The sequence below is a fragment of the Streptomyces sp. NPDC085946 genome (assembly GCF_044540485.1).
Lineage (GTDB): Bacteria > Actinomycetota > Actinomycetes > Streptomycetales > Streptomycetaceae > Streptomyces.
The window spans coordinates 137,997-156,289 of record NZ_JBITSF010000005.1; the positions used below are offsets into that span (position 1 = coordinate 137,997).

The 18,293-nt window shown below is 75.4% G+C and carries 16 protein-coding genes; 15 read left to right on the top strand and 1 reads right to left on the bottom strand.

Going from position 1 to position 18,293, the window contains the following annotated elements:
• Positions 1-18 precede the first annotated feature (18 nt).
• The 13 genes from ACIF8T_RS12880 (at position 19) to ACIF8T_RS12940 (ending at position 14,307) form a co-directional block, all read left to right on the top strand.
• The gene (locus ACIF8T_RS12880) at positions 19-1,140 is read left to right on the top strand and encodes a lipid II:glycine glycyltransferase FemX (protein WP_400034190.1); all 1,122 of its coding nucleotides are present in this window, start codon (positions 19-21) and stop codon (positions 1,138-1,140) included.
• 126 nt (positions 1,141-1,266) lie between these two features.
• Positions 1,267-2,226 (top strand): EamA family transporter, encoded by a 960-nt coding sequence (locus ACIF8T_RS12885; RefSeq protein WP_400034192.1) that lies wholly within the window; start codon positions 1,267-1,269, stop codon positions 2,224-2,226.
• A gap of 93 nt (positions 2,227-2,319) precedes the next feature.
• Complete coding sequence (locus ACIF8T_RS12890; RefSeq protein WP_400034194.1) at positions 2,320-2,868, top strand: phosphatase PAP2 family protein; 549 nt, start codon at positions 2,320-2,322, stop codon at positions 2,866-2,868.
• A 193-nt stretch (positions 2,869-3,061) separates the two neighbouring features.
• Positions 3,062-3,433, top strand: coding sequence for a phage holin family protein (locus ACIF8T_RS12895; RefSeq protein ID WP_400034713.1), 372 nt, complete (start codon positions 3,062-3,064; stop codon positions 3,431-3,433).
• Positions 3,430-3,912: a DUF3618 domain-containing protein gene (locus tag ACIF8T_RS12900; protein ID WP_400034196.1), complete on the top strand. Its 483-nt coding sequence runs from the start codon at positions 3,430-3,432 to the stop codon at positions 3,910-3,912. Before ACIF8T_RS12895 ends, ACIF8T_RS12900 begins: the two co-directional genes overlap by 4 nt.
• Before the next feature lie 356 nt (positions 3,913-4,268).
• Positions 4,269-5,063, top strand: a complete 795-nt coding sequence (locus tag ACIF8T_RS12905) for a TIGR03084 family metal-binding protein (RefSeq protein ID WP_400034198.1) — start codon at positions 4,269-4,271, stop codon at positions 5,061-5,063.
• Positions 5,060-6,736, top strand: a complete 1,677-nt coding sequence (locus ACIF8T_RS12910; protein ID WP_400034200.1) for an acyclic terpene utilization AtuA family protein — start codon at positions 5,060-5,062, stop codon at positions 6,734-6,736. Before ACIF8T_RS12905 ends, ACIF8T_RS12910 begins: the two co-directional genes overlap by 4 nt.
• A complete protein-coding gene (locus ACIF8T_RS12915) occupies positions 6,691-8,331 on the top strand; it encodes an acyl-CoA carboxylase subunit beta (protein WP_400034202.1) in 1,641 nt (546 codons plus the stop codon). The genes ACIF8T_RS12910 and ACIF8T_RS12915 overlap by 46 nt, the downstream gene beginning before the upstream one ends.
• 11 nt (positions 8,332-8,342) lie before the next feature.
• The gene (locus ACIF8T_RS12920) at positions 8,343-10,193 is read left to right on the top strand and encodes an acetyl/propionyl/methylcrotonyl-CoA carboxylase subunit alpha (RefSeq protein WP_400034204.1); all 1,851 of its coding nucleotides are present in this window, start codon (positions 8,343-8,345) and stop codon (positions 10,191-10,193) included.
• Positions 10,194-10,246: 53 nt separating this feature from the next.
• On the top strand, positions 10,247-11,368 hold the full coding sequence (locus ACIF8T_RS12925) for an acyl-CoA dehydrogenase family protein (RefSeq protein WP_400034206.1): 1,122 nt from the start codon (positions 10,247-10,249) through the stop codon (positions 11,366-11,368).
• 37 nt (positions 11,369-11,405) lie between these two features.
• The gene (locus tag ACIF8T_RS12930) at positions 11,406-12,977 is read left to right on the top strand and encodes a 4-coumarate--CoA ligase family protein (protein ID WP_400034208.1); all 1,572 of its coding nucleotides are present in this window, start codon (positions 11,406-11,408) and stop codon (positions 12,975-12,977) included.
• A complete protein-coding gene (locus ACIF8T_RS12935) occupies positions 12,974-13,708 on the top strand; it encodes an enoyl-CoA hydratase family protein (RefSeq protein ID WP_400034210.1) in 735 nt (244 codons plus the stop codon). Before ACIF8T_RS12930 ends, ACIF8T_RS12935 begins: the two co-directional genes overlap by 4 nt.
• Positions 13,696-14,307: a TetR/AcrR family transcriptional regulator gene (locus tag ACIF8T_RS12940; protein ID WP_400034212.1), complete on the top strand. Its 612-nt coding sequence runs from the start codon at positions 13,696-13,698 to the stop codon at positions 14,305-14,307. Before ACIF8T_RS12935 ends, ACIF8T_RS12940 begins: the two co-directional genes overlap by 13 nt.
• A gap of 49 nt (positions 14,308-14,356) precedes the next feature.
• On the opposite strand, the gene pdxH is transcribed toward ACIF8T_RS12940, so the two are convergent.
• Positions 14,357-15,043 (bottom strand): pyridoxamine 5'-phosphate oxidase, encoded by a 687-nt coding sequence (pdxH, locus tag ACIF8T_RS12945; RefSeq protein WP_400034214.1) that lies wholly within the window; start codon positions 15,041-15,043, stop codon positions 14,357-14,359.
• Positions 15,044-15,341: 298 nt separating this feature from the next.
• Here pdxH and ACIF8T_RS12950 point away from each other — a divergent pair, with 298 nt between their 5' ends.
• Both ACIF8T_RS12950 and ACIF8T_RS12955 read left to right on the top strand, forming a co-directional pair.
• Entirely contained in the window at positions 15,342-16,442 is a 1,101-nt protein-coding gene (locus tag ACIF8T_RS12950) for a citrate synthase 2 (RefSeq protein ID WP_400034216.1), read from the top strand.
• Between the two features lie 423 nt (positions 16,443-16,865).
• Positions 16,866-18,263: a PAS domain-containing protein gene (locus tag ACIF8T_RS12955; protein WP_400034218.1), complete on the top strand. Its 1,398-nt coding sequence runs from the start codon at positions 16,866-16,868 to the stop codon at positions 18,261-18,263.
• Positions 18,264-18,293: the final 30 nt, after the last annotated feature.

The window sequence follows — 18,293 nt, forward strand, 5'->3', positions numbered from 1 at the left end:
CTCTGAAGGAGCCCGCGCATGGCCCTCCGCGTCCAGCCCGTCAGCCGCGACGAACACCTGGCGTTCGCCGCCGGCCGCCCGTCCGCCAGCCCGCTGCAACTGCCGTCCTGGGGCGAGGTGAAACCGGACTGGCGGGCGGAGAGCCTGGGCTGGTTCGACGAGGACGGCCGCCTCGCCGGCGCGGGGCTGGCCCTGCTGCGCCCCCTGCCCGGGCTGAAGCGGTGCCTCGCCTACCTGCCCGAGGGCCCGCTGATCGACTGGCACGACGGCGCCCTCGACGCCTGGCTGGAGCCGATGCTCGCGCACCTGAGGCGGCAGGGTGCCTTCTGCGTCCGGATGGGGCCGCCCGTCGCGGTGCGCCGCTGGAACGCCGAGACGGTGAAGGCGGCGGTCGCCGACCCGGCCGCCGGCTGCCTGGCCGACGTCGAACCGACCGCGTACGACCGGGACGCGGCCTCCCTCGCCGACCGGCTGCGCGGCTCCGGCTGGCGGCCGGCCGCGTCCGGCGGAGAGACGGGCTTCGCCGCCGGCCAGCCCCGGTACGTCTTCCAGGTGCCGCTGGCCGGACGGTCCCTGGAGGACGTCCACGCCGGCCTCAGCCAGCAGTGGCGGCGCAATGTCAGGAAGGCCGAGCAGGCCGGGGTGAAGGTCGTCCGCGGCGGCCCGGAGGACCTGCCGGTCTTCCACGAGCTGTACACCGAGACGGCCGAGCGGGACCGCTTCGTCCCCCGCCCGCTGTCCTACTTCCAGCGCATGTTCGCCGCGCTCACCGCCGAGCACCCCGACCGCATGCGGCTCTACCTCGCCCACCACGACGGCGACGTCCTCGCCGCCGCCACCCTGCTGACCGTCGGCGACCACGTCTGGTACACCTACGGCGCCTCCGCTGCCCGCGGGCGCGAGGTGCGGCCCGCCAACGCCCTGCAGTGGCACATGATCGCCGACGCCCACGCCGAGGGCGCCGCCGTCTACGACCTGCGGGGCATCACCGGCACCGTGGAGGAGTCGGACCCCCTGGTGGGCCTGCTCCGGTTCAAGGCGGGCACGGGCGGGGAGGCCGTCGAGTACCTGGGGGAGTGGGAGTTCCCGCTGAACCGGCTGCTGCACCGGGCGCTCGGGCTGTACCTGGCGCGGCGCTGAGCGGGACGGGCCCGGGCGGGACAGGCACATGCACGCTTCACGCCCCTGACGAAGTCCACTACCCTGGACTCGGCAGTGCATCGCGATGAACGTTCGTGTTCCGAGCCGAACTCCCTGGAAGGCCCTGTGACCACCCCCAGCCCCGTCACCCCGTCCGCCCCGGGCGCCACCCCGTCGGCGCCGCACACCGGCCCCGCGCCCGCACCGGCCGGGGCGCCGCGCCGCCGGGGCGCGCTGGGGCCCGTCGGCCTGGTCCTCGCCGGAGGCGTCTCGGTCCAGTTCGGCGGCGCCCTGGCCGTGACCCTCATGCCGCGCGCCGGCGCCCTCGGCGTGGTCACGCTGCGGCTGCTGGTGGCCGCGGTCGTCCTGCTCGTCGTCTGCCGGCCCCGGGTGCGCGGCCACACGCGGAGCGACTGGGGCACGGTCCTCGTCTTCGGCGTCGCCATGGCCGCGATGAACGGCCTGTTCTACCAGGCCGTCGCGCGCATCCCGCTCGGCCCGGCCGTCACCCTGGAGGTGCTCGGCCCGCTGGCGCTGTCCGTCCTGGCCTCCCGCCGCGCGGTCAACCTCGTCTGGGCCGGGCTCGCCCTCGCGGGCGTGTTCCTGCTGGGCGGCGGCGACTTCGCGGGCCTCGACCCCGCGGGGGCCGCCTTCGCCCTGGGAGCGGGCGCCATGTGGGCGGCGTACATCGTCTTCAGCGCCCGTACGGGCCGCCGCTTCCCGCAGGCCGACGGGCTCGCCCTCGCCATGACCGCCGCCGCCCTGCTCTTCCTGCCCCTGGGCATCGCCGAGTCGGGCGCGCGGCTCGCCGACCCGACGACCCTCGCCCTCGGCGCCGCCGTCGCGGTCCTCTCCTCCGTGCTGCCCTACACCCTCGAACTGCTCGCCCTGCGCCGCCTGCCCGCCTCCACCTTCGCCGTCCTGATGAGCCTCGAACCGGCCCTCGCGGCGACGGCCGGCTTCCTCGTCCTCGGCCAGGCCCTGTCCGCCCCGCAGGCCGCCGCGATCGCCCTGGTCATCGCCGCGAGCATGGGGGCCGTACGGACCCAGGTGGGGCGGCCGAAGGCGGCGGCCGGCTCCCCGTGACGCCGCCGCGCGCGCCCGTGCGGCCGGAGGCGCCCGGCCGGTCCGCCGGTGATCCCGTGGTGTGAGGCGCCCGGTTCGGGATAACGGCAATCCATGGAGATGCCCGCCCAGTTGCGCCGGACCGATCACCGCCTGACACGACAGGCGGCCACCCGTATCCCCGCCGAGGCCGGCCGCGTGCTGTCGGCCGTGGAGGAGGTGGCGGAGAGCTCGAAACTGTGGTGCGGCGCCGCCGCGGTGATGGCCACGGCCGGCGGGTGGCGCGGCCGCACGGCCGCCGCCGCGGGCCTGACGGCGCTCACCCTCGCGCAGCTCGTCTCCAACGGCGTGGCCAAGCAGCTCGTCGGCCGGCAGCGGCCCCCCAAGGACTGGTTCCCCCACGACGAGGTCGACGACCGGCCGGACTCGTCCTCCTTCCCCTCCGGACACACCGCGGCCGCCGTCGCCTTCACCGCCGCGGTCGCGGCGACCTGGCCCCTGGCGGGTGCCGCGTGCGCCGTACCGGCCGTCATGGTGGCCACCGAGCGCGTCCAGAGCGGCGCCCACTACCCCTCCGACGTGGCCGCCGGCGCCGTCATCGGGCTGGCCGGGGCCTGGCTCGCCCGCCGCGCCCCGCGCCTGCTGCTGCGGCACCTGCCGTAGCGCCGCCGCGGCCGCGACGCCCCGGTGACGGCCGGGCGCTAATCCGGCCGTTCGGGGTACTCGCGCTCATCACGGGACCGTGACTCCACGGCACCCGGCAGGGACCAACGGACGGGAGGTGATCGTCGTGTCGAGTACGCAGCCGCCAACCACCACGTCAGCGCACCGTACGGACCACGCCGGCCAGGAGCCGGTGGGCGAGCTGGTGCAGCGGGCCTCGCAGCAGCTGACCGAGCTGGTGCGCGGCGAACTGAGGCTGGCGCAGGCGGAGATGAAGGAGAAGGGCAAGCGCTACGGGAAGGGCGGCGGCCTGTTCGGCGGCGCCGGACTGGTCGGCTTCCTGATGCTGCAGGCACTGGTCGCCACCGCCATCGCGGCCCTCGCCGTGCCGCTGCCCGTGTGGGCCGCCGCGCTGATCGTCACCGCCGTCCTGGGGGTGATCGCCGCTGTCATGGCGATGTCGGGGAAGAAGCAGGTCAGTCAGGCGGCACCGCCGGTGCCGGAGCGGACGGTCGAGAGCGTGAAGGCAGACGTGGCAGAGATCAAGGAGAGCGCCCACCGATGAGCAAGCCGAGCCAGGACGAGCAGAGCGCCCCGACCCCGGAGGAGCTGCGCGAGCAGGTCGAGCAGACCCGCCAGAACCTCGGGCAGACGGTCGAGGCCCTCGCGGAGAAGGCCGACGTCAAGGCCCAGGCCCAGGAGAAGGCGGCCGAGGTGCGCGAACAGGCCGCCGTGAAGGCCCGGGAGCTGAAGGAGCAGGCCGCGGCCAAGGCCGACGAGCTGAGGACGAAGGTCACCGAGGCCGCGGCCCGCGTGCAGGAGAAGCTGCCCGAACCGGTCAAGGACAAGGCCGCGCAGGCCGCCGAGCAGGCCCGCGCCACCGCCGTCCAGGCGGGGCACCTGTGGGAGGAGAAGGCGCCCGAGCCGGTGCGGCAGAAGACGGCCCAGGGGGCCCGGGCCGCCCGCGACAACCGCACCCTGCTGCTCGCCGCCGCCGGCGCGGCCGTCGTGGTCTGGCTGGCGAGCCGCCGCCGCAAGGGCTGAGCCGGTGAGGGGGCCGGAGACTTCCCGCCCCGGCCCGGCCGGCCGCGCCCGGGAACGCCCGCGGCGCGTGCGGCACCCGCACCACCCGTAACACCCGCACCACCCGTAACACCCGCAGCAACGCAGCACCCGAACGCCCCGGGGTGCCGGTACGAGGCCGTACTGGCACCCCTTTTCGGTGCCGGGCGGCGTCCGCGCCCGCCGGCACCCGTACCCCCGCACGCGCCCGCCGGCATCCGCCCGCCCCAATTCATGCAAGCACGCTTGATTGTTTCTTCCCCCGCTGCCATGCTCCTCACCACGTCGCACCGCCCCGCACCGCCCCGCACACCGCCGTGCCCCGAGGGGAGCGCTCCGTGTCCGATCCGACGGCCGTGATCGACGATCTGCGCGAGGAGAGCGAGGAACTGGACCGGCTGGTGGCCGGACTGCCCCCGGACCGGTGGGCGCGCGCGACGCCCGCGCCCGGCTGGACCGTGGCCCACCAGATCGCCCACCTGGCCTGGACCGACCGCTCGGCGCTGCTCGCGGTGACGGACGGGGACGGCTTCCGGGTGATGGTCGAGAAGGCGCTCGCCGCGCCGGACTCCTTCGTCGACGAGGGCGCCGAGGAGGGCGCCCGGCTGGCGCCCGCCGCCCTGCTGGCGCGCTGGCGCGAGGGACGCGCGGCCCTGGAGGAGGCGCTGCGGGCCGCCCCGCCCGGCGCCCGCTTCCCCTGGTACGGCCCGCCCATGTCGGCCGCCTCCACGGCGACGGCCCGCCTCATGGAGACCTGGGCGCACGGCCTGGACGTGGCGGACGCCCTCGGCGCCGTGCCCGCCCCCACCGACCGGCTGCGGCACGTGGCCCGGCTGGGGGTGCGGACCCGGGACTTCGCCCACGTCGTCCACGGACTCGCGCCCCCCGCCGACCCCTTCCGCGTCACCCTCACCGCCCCGTCCGGCGCGGTCTGGGCGTACGGCCCCGAGGACGCCCCGCAGCGGGTCACCGGCCCCGCCCTCGACTTCTGCCTCCTGGTCACCCAGCGGATCCACCGCGCCGACACCGCCCTGCGGGCCGACGGCCCGGACGCCGACCGCTGGCTGGACCTCGCCCAGGCCTTCGCCGGCCCGCCCGGCGGCGGCCGCCCGGCGCGGGGGGCCGCCCGGTGAGCGTGCTCCGCGTCGGCAACGCCTCCGGCTTCTACGGCGACCGCTTCGACGCCCTGCGCGAGATGCTCACCGGCGGCGACCTGGACGTCCTGACCGGCGACTACCTCGCCGAACTGACCATGCTGATCCTCGCCCGGGACCGCCTGAAGGACCCCTCCGGCGGCTACGCCCGCACCTTCCTGCGGCAGTTGGAGGAGTGCCTGGGCCTCGCGCACGAACGGGGCGTGCGGATCGTCACCAACGCGGGCGGGCTGAACCCGGCCGGACTCGCCGACGCCGTACGGAAGCTGGCGGAGCGGCTCGGCATCCCGGTGCGGGTCGCGCACGTCGAGGGCGACGACCTGACCGCCTCCCATCCCGGCAGCCTCGCCGCGCACGCCTACCTCGGCGGGTTCGGGATCGCCGCCTGCCTGCGGGCGGGCGCCGACCTCGTGGTCACCGGGCGGGTGACGGACGCGGCCCTGGTCACCGGGCCCGCCGCCGCCCACTTCGGCTGGCGGCCCGACGACCACGACCGTCTCGCGGGTGCCGTCGTCGCCGGGCACGTGCTGGAGTGCGGGGCGCAGGCCACCGGCGGCAACTACGCCTTCTTCCGCGACGGGGACGTCCGCCGGCCCGGCTTCCCGTTCGCCGAGATCCACGCCGACGGCACCTGCGTCCTCACCAAGCACCCCGGCACCGGCGGTTTCGTCGACGTCGGCACGGTCACCGCCCAGCTGCTGTACGAGACGGCCGGCGCCCGGTACGCCGGACCCGACGTCACCGCCCGCCTCGACACCGTACGGCTCACCCAGGAGGGATCCGACCGGGTGCGGATCGAGGGCGTGCGCGGCGAGGCACCGCCGCCCGTCCTCAAGGTCGGCGTCAACCGGCTCGGCGGCTTCCGCAACGAGGTCGTGTTCGTGCTCACCGGGCTCGACGTCGAGGCCAAGGCGGCGCTGGTGCGCGAGCAGATGGCCGGCGCGCTCGCCCCGTCGCCGCCCGCCGAGGTGCGGTGGGAGCTGGTCCGCACCGACCGGGCGGACGCCCCCACCGAGGAGACCGCGAGCGCCCTGCTCCGGCTGGTGGTGCGCGATCCCGACCAGCACGCCGTCGGACGGCCGCTCACCGCCGCCGCCGTCGAACTCGCCCTCGCCAGCTACCCCGGCTTCCACGTGCTCGCGCCCCCCGGGAAGGGCGCGCCCTACGGGGTGTTCGAGGACGCGTACGTCCCCCGGGAGGCCGTGGACCACGTGGCCGTCCTCCCCGACGGACGCCGGACCGCCGTCGCCCCGGCCCGGCACGCCCGGGCCCTGGAGCCCGTCGCGCCGCCGCCCCTGCCCGACCCCCTGCCGCCCGGCCCCGTCCGCCCCGCCCCGCTCGGCCTGGTCGCGGGCGCCCGCAGCGGCGACAAGGGCGGGAACGCCAACGTCGGGGTGTGGGCCCGCACCGACGACGCCTGGCGGTGGCTGGCCCACACGCTCACCACCGACACCTTCCGCCGGCTCCTGCCGGAGACCGCCGGACTGCGGGTCGTACGCCACGACCTGCCGAACCTGCGCGCCCTCAACTTCGTCGTCGAGGGCATCCTCGGCGCCGGCGCCGCCGCCCGGCACCGCTTCGACCCGCAGGCCAAGGCGCTCGGCGAATGGCTGCGCTCCCGCCGCCTGGACATCCCGGAGGCCCTTCTGTGACGGTCATCGGCTCCTCACTGGACACCGCGAGCCCGGACCACCGCGCCCACCGCGAGGCCATGCTCGCCAAGCTCGCCGACCTCGACGCCGAGCACGCCAAGGCGCTCGCGGGCGGCGGCGAGAAGTACGTCGCCCGGCACCGGGCGCGCGGCAAGCTCCTGGCCCGCGAGCGCATCGAGCTGCTCCTCGACCCCGACACGCCGTTCCTGGAGCTGTCCCCGCTGGCCGCCTGGGGCAGCGAGTACGCGGTCGGCGCCTCCCTTGTCACCGGCATCGGCACCGTCGAGGGCGTCGAGTGCCTGATCACCGCCAACGACCCGACCGTGCGCGGCGGCGCCAGCAACCCGTGGAGCCTGAAGAAGGCCCTGCGCGCCCACGAGATCGCGCTCGCCAACCGGCTGCCCTGCGTCAGCCTCGTGGAGTCCGGGGGCGCGGACCTGCCCTCCCAGAAGGAGATCTTCGTCCCCGGCGGGGCGATCTTCCGGGACCTCACCCGGCTCTCGGCGGCCGGCATCCCGACCGTCGCCGTCGTCTTCGGCAACTCCACCGCCGGAGGCGCCTACGTCCCCGGCATGTCCGACCACGTGATCATGGTCAAGGAGCGGGCGAAGGTGTTCCTCGGCGGGCCGCCGCTGGTGAGGATGGCCACCGGCGAGGAGAGCGACGACGAGTCCCTCGGCGGCGCCGGGATGCACGCGCGCGTGTCCGGCCTCGCCGACCACTTCGCCGTCGACGAGCACGACGCGCTGCGGCAGGCCCGCCGGGTCGTGGCCCGCCTCAACCACCGCAAGGCGCACCCCGACCCGGGACCCGCCGAGCCGCCGAAGTACGACGCGGAGGAGCTGCTGGGCATCGTCCCCGGCGACCTGCGGACCCCCTTCGACCCGCACGAGGTCATCGCCCGGATCGTCGACGCCTCCGACTTCGACGCGTTCAAACCGCTGTACGGCACCAGCCTGGTGACCGGCTGGGCGGCCCTGCACGGCTATCCGGTGGGGATCCTGGCCAACGCCCGGGGCGTGCTGTTCAGCGAGGAGTCGCAGAAGGCCGCCCAGTTCATCCAGCTCGCCAACCAGCGCGACATCCCGCTGCTGTTCCTGCACAACACCACCGGCTACATGGTCGGCAAGGAGTACGAGCAGGGCGGCATCATCAAGCACGGCGCGATGATGATCAACGCCGTCAGCAACTCCACGGTGCCCCACCTGTCCGTCCTCATGGGCGCCTCCTACGGCGCCGGGCACTACGGCATGTGCGGCCGGGCCTACGACCCGCGCTTCCTGTTCGCCTGGCCCAGCGCCAAGTCCGCCGTCATGGGCCCCCAGCAGCTCGCCGGCGTGCTCTCCCTCGTCGCCCGCCAGTCCGCCGCCGCCAAGGGCCGCCCCTACGACGAGGACGCGGACGCGGCCCTGCGCGCCATGGTGGAGCAGCAGATCGAGTCCGAGTCGCTGCCGGCGTTCCTGTCCGGGCGGCTGTACGACGACGGCGTCATCGACCCGCGCGACACCCGCACCGTCCTCGGCCTGTGCCTGTCCGCCGTCCACACCGCGCCCTACCGGGGCGTGCGCGGCGGCTTCGGCGTCTTCCGGATGTGAGGGACCTTCCTGTGATCACCTCTGTGCTCGTCGCCAACCGGGGCGAGATCGCCTGCCGCGTCGTCCGCACCTGCCGGCGGCTCGGCATCCGCACGGTCGCCGTGCACTCCGACCCCGACGCGCACGCCCTGCACGCGCGCGCGGCCGACACCGCGGTCCGGCTGCCGGGCGCCGCGCCCGCCGAGACCTACCTGCGCGGCGAGGCGGTCGTGAAGGCGGCCCTCGCGGCCGGCGCGGATGCCGTGCACCCCGGCTACGGCTTCCTCTCCGAGAACCCCGCCTTCGCCCGCGCCGTCCTGGACGCCGGCCTGGTCTGGATCGGCCCGCCCCCGGAGGCGATCGAGGCGATGGCGTCCAAGACGCGCGCCAAGGAGCTGATGGGCGTCGCGCCGCTGCGCGAGGTCACGGAGGCCGACCTGCCGGTCCTGGTGAAGGCCGCGGCGGGCGGCGGCGGACGCGGCATGCGGGTCGTCCGCCGCCTCGACGAGCTGGAAGCCGCCCTGGAGGGGGCGCGCGCCGAGGCCGCGAGCGCCTTCGGGGACGGGGAGGTCTTCGTCGAGCCGTACGTGGAGGGGGGACGCCACGTCGAGGTGCAGGTCCTGGCCGACACCCACGGCACCGTCTGGGCGCTCGGCACCCGGGACTGCTCCCTGCAGAGGCGCCACCAGAAGGTGATCGAGGAGGCCCCGGCGCCCGGCCTGTCCGCCCGGCTCACCCGCGAGCTGCACGGCCTGGCCGTCCGCGCCGCGCGCGCCGTCTCCTACACCGGCGCCGGCACCGTCGAGTTCCTCGTCGCCGGGGAGAAGGCCCACTTCCTGGAGATGAACACCCGGCTCCAGGTCGAACACCCCGTCACCGAGGAGGTGTTCGGCCTGGACCTGGTCGCCGAGCAGATCCGGATCGCCGAGGGCCACGCCCTGCCCGCCGACCCGCCCCCCGCCCGCGGCCACGCCGTCGAGGCCCGCCTGTACGCCGAGGACCCCGCCCGGGACTGGGCCCCGCAGACCGGCCGCCTGCACCGCCTCGCCGTCCCCGACGGCATCCGCCTGGACACCGGCTTCGCGGACGGCGACGACATCACCGTCCACTACGACCCCCTCCTCGCCAAGGCCGTCGCCCACGCCCCCACCCGCGCCGAGGCCGTCCGCACGCTCGCCACGGCCCTGGAGCGGGCCGCGCTCCACGGCCCGGTCACCAACCGCGACCTGCTCGTCCGCTCCCTGCGCCACCCCGAGTTCGCCTCCGGCCGCATGGACACCGGCTTCTACGACCGCCACCTGCCCGAGCTGACCGCACCCGCCCCCGACCCGCACGCCCCGCTGGCCGCCGCCCTCGCCGACGCCCACGACCGCTCCCGCTTCGGCGGCTGGCGCAACCTGCCCTCCCAGCCGCAGGTCAAGCGGTACGCCCTGGCCGGCCGGGACCACGAGGTCCGCGAGGTCCGCTACCACCACACCCGGCAGGGCCTCACCGCCGACGGCGTCCGTGTGGTGAGCGCCGACGCCCGCCTCGTCGTCCTGGAGGTGGACGGCGTACGGCACCGCTACGAGGTGGCCCGCTACGGCGACGAGATCCACGTCAACTCCACCCGCCTCACCGCCCTCCCGCGCTTCCCCGACCCCGCCCCCGAACACGCCCCCGGCTCCCTCCTGGCCCCCATGCCCGGCACGGTCGTCCGCGTCGCCGACGGCCTGGCCGAGGGGACCGCCGTACGGGCCGGACAGCCCCTGCTCTGGCTGGAGGCGATGAAGATGCAGCACCGGATCACCGCCCCCGCCACCGGCACCCTGACCGCCCTGCACGTCGCCCCCGGCCGGCAGGTCGAGCCGGGCACGCTGCTGGCGGTGGTGGAGGAGACCTGAGGGCGCGGCAACGCGCGACCGGCCACGGACCACCCGCACCCGAAGGGACCCCCATGGACACCGAAGAGCACACGGCCCTGCGAGAAGCCGTCTCCGCCCTCGGCACCCGCCACGGCCGCGACCACGACCGCGCGGAGCTCTGGTCCGAGGCGGGCAGACTCGGCTACCTCGGCGTCAACCTGCCGGAGGCGTACGGCGGCGGGGGCGGCGGCATCACCGAACTCTCCCTCGTCCTCGAGGAACTCGGCGCGGCGGGCGCCCCCCTGCTCATGCTGATCGTCTCCCCGGCGATCTGCGGCACCGTCATCGCCCGCTTCGGCACCGACGCCCAGAAGCGCGCCTGGCTCCCCGGCCTCGCCGACGGCACCCGCACCATGGCCTTCGGCATCACCGAGCCCGACGCCGGATCCAACAGCCACCGCATCACCACCACCGCCCGCCGCGACGGCGCCGACTGGCTCCTGACCGGCCGCAAGGTCTTCGTCTCCGGCGTCGACATCGCCGACGCCACGCTCGTCGTGGGGCGCACGGAGGACGCCCGCACGGGCCGCCTGAAGCCCTGCCTGTTCATCGTCCCGCGGGACGCGCCCGGCTTCGGGCGCCGCAAGATCGACATGGAACTCGCCGCGCAGGAGAAGCAGTTCGAGCTGACCCTGGACGACGTACGGCTGCCCGCCGACGCGCTCGTGGGCGACGAGGACGCCGGTCTGCTCCAGCTGTTCGCCGGCCTCAACCCCGAGCGGATCATGACGGCCGCGTTCGCCATCGGGATGGGCCGCCACGCACTCGGCCGGGCCGTCGCCTACGCCCGCGAACGCACCGTCTGGAACGCCCCCATCGGCGCCCACCAGGCCATCGCCCACCCCCTCGCCCAGGCCCACATCGAGCTCGAACTCGCCCGCCTGATGATGCAGAAGGCGGCCCGCCTCTACGACGCCGGCGACGACACCGGCGCCGGGGAGGCCGCCAACATGGCCAAGTACGCGGCCGGGGAGGCCTGCGTGAAGGCCGTCGACCAAGCCGTGCACACCCTCGGCGGCAACGGCCTCACCCGCGAGTTCGGCCTCGCCTCCCTCGTCACCGCGGCACGGGTGTCCCGTATCGCCCCGGTCAGCCGGGAGATGATCCTCAACTACGTCTCGCACCAGAGCCTGGGCCTGCCCAAGTCGTACTGAACGGCACAGCGTCGTGCCCGTCGCGCGAGGAGGAACCGTGTTCCGCAGCCAGTACGCAGACGTCCCGCCCGTAGACCTCCCCATCCACGACGCCGTCCTCGGCCACGCCGCCGGGTTCGGCGCGGCACCCGCCCTGATCGACGGCACGGACGGCACCACCCTCACCTACGAACAGGTCGACCGCTTCCACCGCCGCGTCGCCGCCGCCCTCGCCGAGACCGGCGTGCGCAAGGGCGACGTCCTCGCCCTGCACAGCCCCAACACCGTCGCCTTCCCCCTCGCCTTCCACGCCGCCACCCGCGCCGGCGCCACCGTCACCACCGTCCACCCGCTCGCCACCGCCGAGGAGTTCGCCACCCAGCTCACGGACTCCGCCGCCCGCTGGATCGTCACCGTCTCCCCGCTGCTGGACACCGCCCGCCGGGCCGCCCGGCTCGCCGGCGGCGTACGGGAGATCCTCGTCTGCGACAGCGCGCCCGGCCACCGCTCGCTGACCGACATGCTCGCCTCCACCGCCCCCGAACCGGTCGTCGACATCGACCCGGCGCGGGACGTGGCGGCCCTGCCGTACTCCTCCGGCACCACCGGCACCCCCAAGGGCGTGATGCTCACCCACCGGCAGATCGCCACCAACCTCGCCCAGCTCCGGTCCGCCGTACCGGCCGGCCCCGGCGACCGCGTCCTGGCCGTCCTGCCGTTCTTCCACATCTACGGCCTCACGGCCCTCATGAACGCGCCCCTGCGGCAGGGCGCCACCGTCGTCGTGCTGCCCCGCTTCGACCTGGAGCAGTTCCTCGCCGCCGTCCAGACCCACCGCATCACCGACCTGTACGTCGCCCCGCCGATCGTCCTCGCCCTCGCCAAGCACCCCCTGGCCACCCGGTACGACCTGTCCTCGCTGCGGTACGTCGTCAGCGCCGCCGCCCCCCTGGACGCCCGCCTCGCCGCCGCCTGCTCGCGGCGCCTCGGCCTGCCGCCCGTCGTCCAGGCCTACGGCATGACCGAACTGTCCCCCGGCACCCACGTCGTCCCCCCGGACGCCGTGCGCGACGCCCCGCCCGGCACCGTCGGCAGGCTCATCGCCGGCACCGAGATGCGCATCGTCTCCCTCGACGACCCCGGCGAGGACCTCGGCCCCGGCGCGTCCGGCGAGATCCTCATCCGCGGCCCCCAGGTCATGAAGGGCTACCTCGGCCGCCCCGACGCCACCGCCGCGATGATCGACCCCGACGGCTGGCTGCACACCGGCGACGTCGGCCGCGTCGACGGTGAGGGCGGCTGGCTGTTCCTCGTCGACCGCGTCAAGGAGCTCATCAAGTACAAGGGCTTCCAGGTCGCCCCCGCCGAACTGGAGGCCCTGCTCCTCACCCACCCGGGCATCGCCGACGCCGCCGTCGTCGGCGCCCGCGACGACGACGGCAACGAGATCCCTCACGCCCACGTCGTCCGCCGGCCCACCGCCCCGGACCTCTCCGCCCACGAGGTCATGCGGTACGTCGCCGAACGCGCCGCCCCCTACAAGCGCGTCCGCCGCGTCACCTTCGTCGACGGCGTCCCCCGCGCCGCCTCCGGCAAGATCCTGCGCCGGCGGCTCAGGGAGGGCGCGTGACCCTCGTCGGCCGCACCCGCGCGCGAGGCGTCGAGACCCTGAGCCTCGACGCCGTCCGCCACCGCAACGCCCTGTCCGCCGCCCTCGTCGCGGAACTGGCGGACGCGCTGGACGACTGCGACGGCGACGACGCCGTCCGCGCCGTCGTCCTCACCCACACCGGCACCACCTTCAGCGCCGGGGCCGACCTGCGCGACCCGCCCGCCCCCGACGCGCTCGTCGCCCTGCTCCGGCAGATCGTCGCGCTCGGCAAACCGGTCGTCGCCCGGGTCACCGGGCACGTCCGCGCCGGCGGCCTCGGCCTGCTCGCCGCCTGCGACATCGCCGCCGCCTCGCACACCGCCACCTTCGCCTTCACCGAGGTCCGCATCGGCGTGGCCCCCGCCGTGATCTCCCTGCCGGTCCTGCCGCGCACCGACCCGCGCGCCCTCGCCCGCCACTACCTCACCGGCGAACGCTTCGACGCCGCCGAAGCGGTCCGCACCGGCCTGCTCACGGCGGCCGGCGACGACGTCGACACCGTCCTCGAACCCGTCCTCGACGGCCTGCGCCGAGCCGCCCCCCGGGCCCTGGCCGAGACGAAACGGCTGCTCACGGCTAAGGTGCTGGAGACCTTCGACCTGGCGGCGGGCGAACTGACCGAACTGTCCGCCCGGCTCTTCGCCTCCGCCGACGCCCGCGAGGGGATGACGGCCTTCCTCGAACGACGGGATCCCGCATGGGTGCTGTGAACGCGGCCGACCGCGTCGACCGCCTCCCCAAGCAGGACCGCAGCCGGGCCACCCGGCAGCGGCTCCTGGAAGCCGCCGTGGCCTGCCTCGCCGCACACGGCTGGGCGGGCTCCACGGTCTCCGTCGTCGCCGAACGCGCCGGCGTCTCCCGGGGCGCCGCCCAGCACCACTTCCCGACCCGCGAGGACCTGTTCACCGCGGCCGTCGAGTACGTCGCCGAGGAGCGCTCCACCGCCCTGCGGGCCCTCTTCCCGCAGGGCGCGGCCGGTGACCGCCGGGCCGTCGTCGCCGCCCTCGTCGACCTCTACACCGGCCCCCTCTTCCGCGCCGCCCTCCACCTGTGGGTCGCGGCCTCCAACGAGGACCAGCTCCGCCCCCGGGTCACCGAACTGGAGGCCCGCGTCGGCCGCGAGACCCACCGCATCGCCGTGGAGCTCCTGGCGGCCGACGAGTCCCGACCCGGCGTGCGGGAGACCGTGCAGGGCCTGCTGGACATGGCCCGCGGCCTGGGCCTGGCCAACCTCCTCACCGACGACGCCGGACGCCGGGACCGCGTCGTCGCCCAGTGGGCGGACCTGCTGGACGACGCGCTGCGCTGACGGCGCCGCCGGACGGGAACCGGCGGACGGCCGCCGGCCCCCGCGCCCGTCACGGACTGAGCCGCTCCACCCGCCAGCTCCCGTCCGGCTGCTCCACGTACCGCAACCGGTCGTGCAGCCGGTTCTCCCGGCCCTGCCAGAACTCCACCGTCTGCGGCGCCACCCGGAAACCGCCCCAGTGCGGCGGCACCGGCACCTGCTCGCCCTCCGGGTAGCGCGCCGCCAGCTCGGCGTACGCCGCATCCACGTCCGCGCGCGTGGCGATCACCGACGACTGCGCGCTCGCCCACGCCCCCAGCTGGGAACCGTGCGGGCGGGTGCGGAAGTACGCCGCCGTCTCGTCCCGCCCGGTGCGCCGCGCGACCCCGGAGACGATCACCTGCCGGGCCATCGGATGCCACGGGAACAGCAGCGAGACGTACGGGTTCCCGGCCAGGTCACGCGCCTTGCGGGAGTCGTAGTTGGTGTAGAACACGAACCCCTGCTCGTCGAAGTGCTTCAGGAGCACCGTGCGCGAACTGGGCCGGCCCTCGGCGTCGGCCGTGGAGACCACCATCGCGTTCGGCTCGAACATCCCGCCCTCGGTCGCGGCCTGCCGGAACCAGCGCGCGAACTGCTCCAGGGGAGTGGCGGGCAGGTCGGACTCGGAGAGCCCCTCCGTCCGGTACTGCTTGCGCATCGAGGCCAGATCGAAGGGGACGGCGTCGCGGTCGGTCACCCGGTCATCTTGCCGCATGCACGGTGGCCTTCGTCACTGAGTGGCACTCAGTGCCGCGAACCCTCCCCAACGGCGGCACCCGGGGATATCGTGCTGATGCCGCCGAGGGGGGTGACCACCCGCCGCACGGGGCATCACAGGGGGACCGGACCGTCCAGGACCGCGAGTCGCCGGCAACGACCGCGGAACCGCAGGACGGCACCGCCGCCCCCGCAGACCGGCACGATGCCGCCCGCCGGTCGCCCGCCCGATCGTCGCCGGGGCCGGTCCCACCCCCACAACACCATCCGCCGCACCCATCACGAGGAGCCGCCTGATGTCCGACTTCGTACCCGGGCTCGAGGGAGTCGTCGCGTTCGAGACGGAGATCGCCGAACCCGACAAGGAGGGCGGCGCCCTGCGGTACCGGGGCGTCGACATCGAGGACCTCGTCGGCCAGGTCTCCTTCGGCAACGTGTGGGGCCTGCTCGTCGACGGCGCCTTCAACCCCGGCCTGCCGCCCGCCGAGCCCTTCCCGATCCCCGTGCACTCCGGCGACATCCGCGTCGACGTCCAGTCCGCGCTCGCCATGCTCGCACCGGTCTGGGGCCTGAAACCGCTCCTCGACATCGACGCCGAGCAGGCCCGCGAGGACCTGGCCCGCGCCGCCGTCATGGCCCTGTCCTACGTCGCCCAGTCCGCCCGCGGGCAGGGCCTGCCCATGGTCCCGCAGCGCGAGATCGACAAGGCCCGGTCCGTCGTCGAACGCTTCATGATCCGCTGGCGCGGCGAGCCCGACCCCAAGCACGTCGCGGCGGTCGACGCCTACTGGACCTCGGCGGCCGAGCACGGCATGAACGCCTCCACCTTCACGGCCCGCGTCATCGCCTCCACCGGCGCCGACGTGGCCGCCGCCCTCTCCGGCGCGGTCGGCGCCATGTCCGGCCCGCTGCACGGCGGCGCCCCCTCCCGCGTCCTGCACATGATCGAGGAGATAGAACGCACCGGGGACGCCGAGGCCTACGTCAAGCGGACCCTCGACAAGGGCGAGCGCCTGATGGGCTTCGGCCACCGCGTCTACCGCGCCGAGGACCCCCGCGCCCGCGTCCTGCGCCGCACCGCCCGCGAACTGGGCGCACCCCGCTTCGAGGTCGCCGAGGCCCTGGAGAAGGCGGCCCTGGCCGAGCTCCACGCCCGCCGCCCGGACCGCGTCCTGGCCACCAACGTGGAGTTCTGGGCGGCGATCGTCCTGGACTTCGCCGAGGTCCCCGCCCACATGTTCACCTCGATGTTCACCTGCGCCCGCACGGCCGGCTGGTCCGCCCACATCCTGGAGCAGAAGCGCACCGGCCGCCTGGTCCGCCCCTCGGCCCGCTACACCGGCCCGGGCCCCCGCGCCCCGCGCGCGATCGAGGGCTACGAGGACATCGCCCGCTGAGTCCCCCGGAACGCAGACGACCCGCGAGTCGGGTTCCTCCAGCGGAGGAGCCGGCCGGACGTACCGGCGACTCGCGGGTCGGGTGACTGCTTGGGATTGGGCCGGCTGCACGTGTCGGTCACGTGCTGGTCCGGCACCGCACTGGATGTGGTGACGGGCCGCTAGCCCGCAGCCACCTCACGCGTCCGGTATGCATACATCTGCCGAACCACCTCCCTTCTCGTGTACCAGGAACCTTAAGAACCTCTCGGCCGCGGATCAACCGTTTTTTTCGAAGAAGGTGCCCGGCCGGTGAACCGGCGCCGTACGACGATTCCCGCAATCTTGCGGGAACCCGGTGTGCGCTGGGTCACGTTGAAGTTGAATGATGGCGAACAGCGAACGGCGTGCCGTACACGCGGACGCAGCCTGCAGGGGGTACAGGTGAGTGCTTCCCGGATCAGTGGGACCACCGACGAGCTGGGGCCGGACGAGCCCGAGCGGGACGGCTCGGACGGTTCCGACCTGCTCGCCGCGCTGCTGGACGGGATGGACGCGGCGCTGTGCGCCTTCGACGCCGACGGGGTCGTCACGCACTGGAACCGCGAGGCGGAGCGGATCCTCGGGTGGACGGCGGACGAGGCCGTGGGGCGGCGCGGGTTCGCCGGGTGGGCCGTGCGCAGCGCGGACGCCGAGGAGGTCGAGGCGCGGCTGATGTCCGCGATGCACGCCCCGGGGCGGCAGGTGCACGAGTTCGCGCTGCTGACGAAGGACGGCGGCCGGGTGCTGGTGCGGACCCAGTCGGCGGCCGTGCGCGGGCCGGACGGCAAGCCGGCCGGTGTGTACTGCGCGTTCAGCGAGGTGCACGCGCAGATCGACCTGGAGCGGTCGATCGCGCTGAGCGAGGCGTTGTTCGAGGACGCGAGCTGGGGTGTCGTGCTGGTCGACGCGGACCTGCGGCCGGCGGTGGTGAACGCGCACGCGGCGCGGGCGCTGGGCACCGGCCGCACGACCGTCCTCGGGCGGCCGCTCGGCGAGCTGCTCGCGCAGGGCGTGGAGGAGCTGGAGAGCGCGCTGACGCACGTGCTGGCCGAGGGGGCGCCGCCCGCCCCGGCCGAGATCTGGGTGAGCGTGCGCACGCCGGAGGGCGAGCGGCGGCGGTGCTGGCGCAGCGGCTTCCTGCGGCTGGCCTCCCCGCTGGCGGAGGAGCCGGTCCCGCTCGGGGTCGGCTGGCTGTTCCAGGACGTGACCGAGGCCAAGCGGGGCGAGCAGGAGGCGTCGCTGCTGCGGTTCCGCGCGCAGCAGCTGCACCGCGCGGCCCGGGCCGCCGCCGAGTGCGAGGACCCGGCGGAGGCGGCGACCGTCCACCTGGACTTCGCGCTGGCCGGGTTCGCCGACCACGCGCTGATCGACCGGGTGGCCGGTGTGGTGCCGCCGGACGCGGAGCACGCGGGGCCGGTGCGGCTGGTGAGGATCGCCGCCACGCCCTCCGGTGCGCCCGGCCCGAGCCGGATCGCGGGCCAGGCCGGACTGCCGGTGCGGTACGACACGGGGCATCCGGCGCTGCAGTGCGTGGAGCGGGCCGGGTCGGTGCGGGCCGGTGCGGGGGCCGTGCCGGCGGAGGAGGCGCGGGCGTGGGCGCTGGAGCGGCAGTGGCCGGCCGACGCGGTGCACGCGCTGTGCGCGGTGCTGCGCAGCCGGGGGCGGACCCTGGGGGTGGTGACGTTCCTGCGGACGGCGGGGCGCGGCGCGTTCGAGCGGTCCGACGCGGTGTACGCGGAGGACGTGGCGGTGCGGATCGCGGCGGCCCTGGACCTGGCGGCGGCGACCGGCCGGAGCTGAGCGGTCGGCCGGGAGGCGGCCGGCGCCGGC

Excerpts from the sequence above, each read along its gene's own strand:
- ACIF8T_RS12880 (WP_400034190.1), top strand. The coding sequence starts at position 19 with ATGGCCCTCCGCGTCCAGCCCGTCAGCCGCGACGAACACCTGGCGTTC.
- ACIF8T_RS12890 (WP_400034194.1), top strand. The coding sequence starts at position 2,320 with ATGGAGATGCCCGCCCAGTTGCGCCGGACCGATCACCGCCTGACACGA.
- ACIF8T_RS12900 (WP_400034196.1), top strand. The coding sequence starts at position 3,430 with ATGAGCAAGCCGAGCCAGGACGAGCAGAGCGCCCCGACCCCGGAGGAG.
- ACIF8T_RS12915 (WP_400034202.1), top strand. The coding sequence starts at position 6,691 with ATGGCTGCGCTCCCGCCGCCTGGACATCCCGGAGGCCCTTCTGTGACG.
- ACIF8T_RS12925 (WP_400034206.1), top strand. The coding sequence starts at position 10,247 with ATGGACACCGAAGAGCACACGGCCCTGCGAGAAGCCGTCTCCGCCCTC.
- ACIF8T_RS12940 (WP_400034212.1), top strand. The coding sequence starts at position 13,696 with ATGGGTGCTGTGAACGCGGCCGACCGCGTCGACCGCCTCCCCAAGCAG.
- pdxH (WP_400034214.1), bottom strand. The coding sequence starts at position 15,043 with ATGCGGCAAGATGACCGGGTGACCGACCGCGACGCCGTCCCCTTCGAT.
- ACIF8T_RS12950 (WP_400034216.1), top strand. The coding sequence starts at position 15,342 with ATGTCCGACTTCGTACCCGGGCTCGAGGGAGTCGTCGCGTTCGAGACG.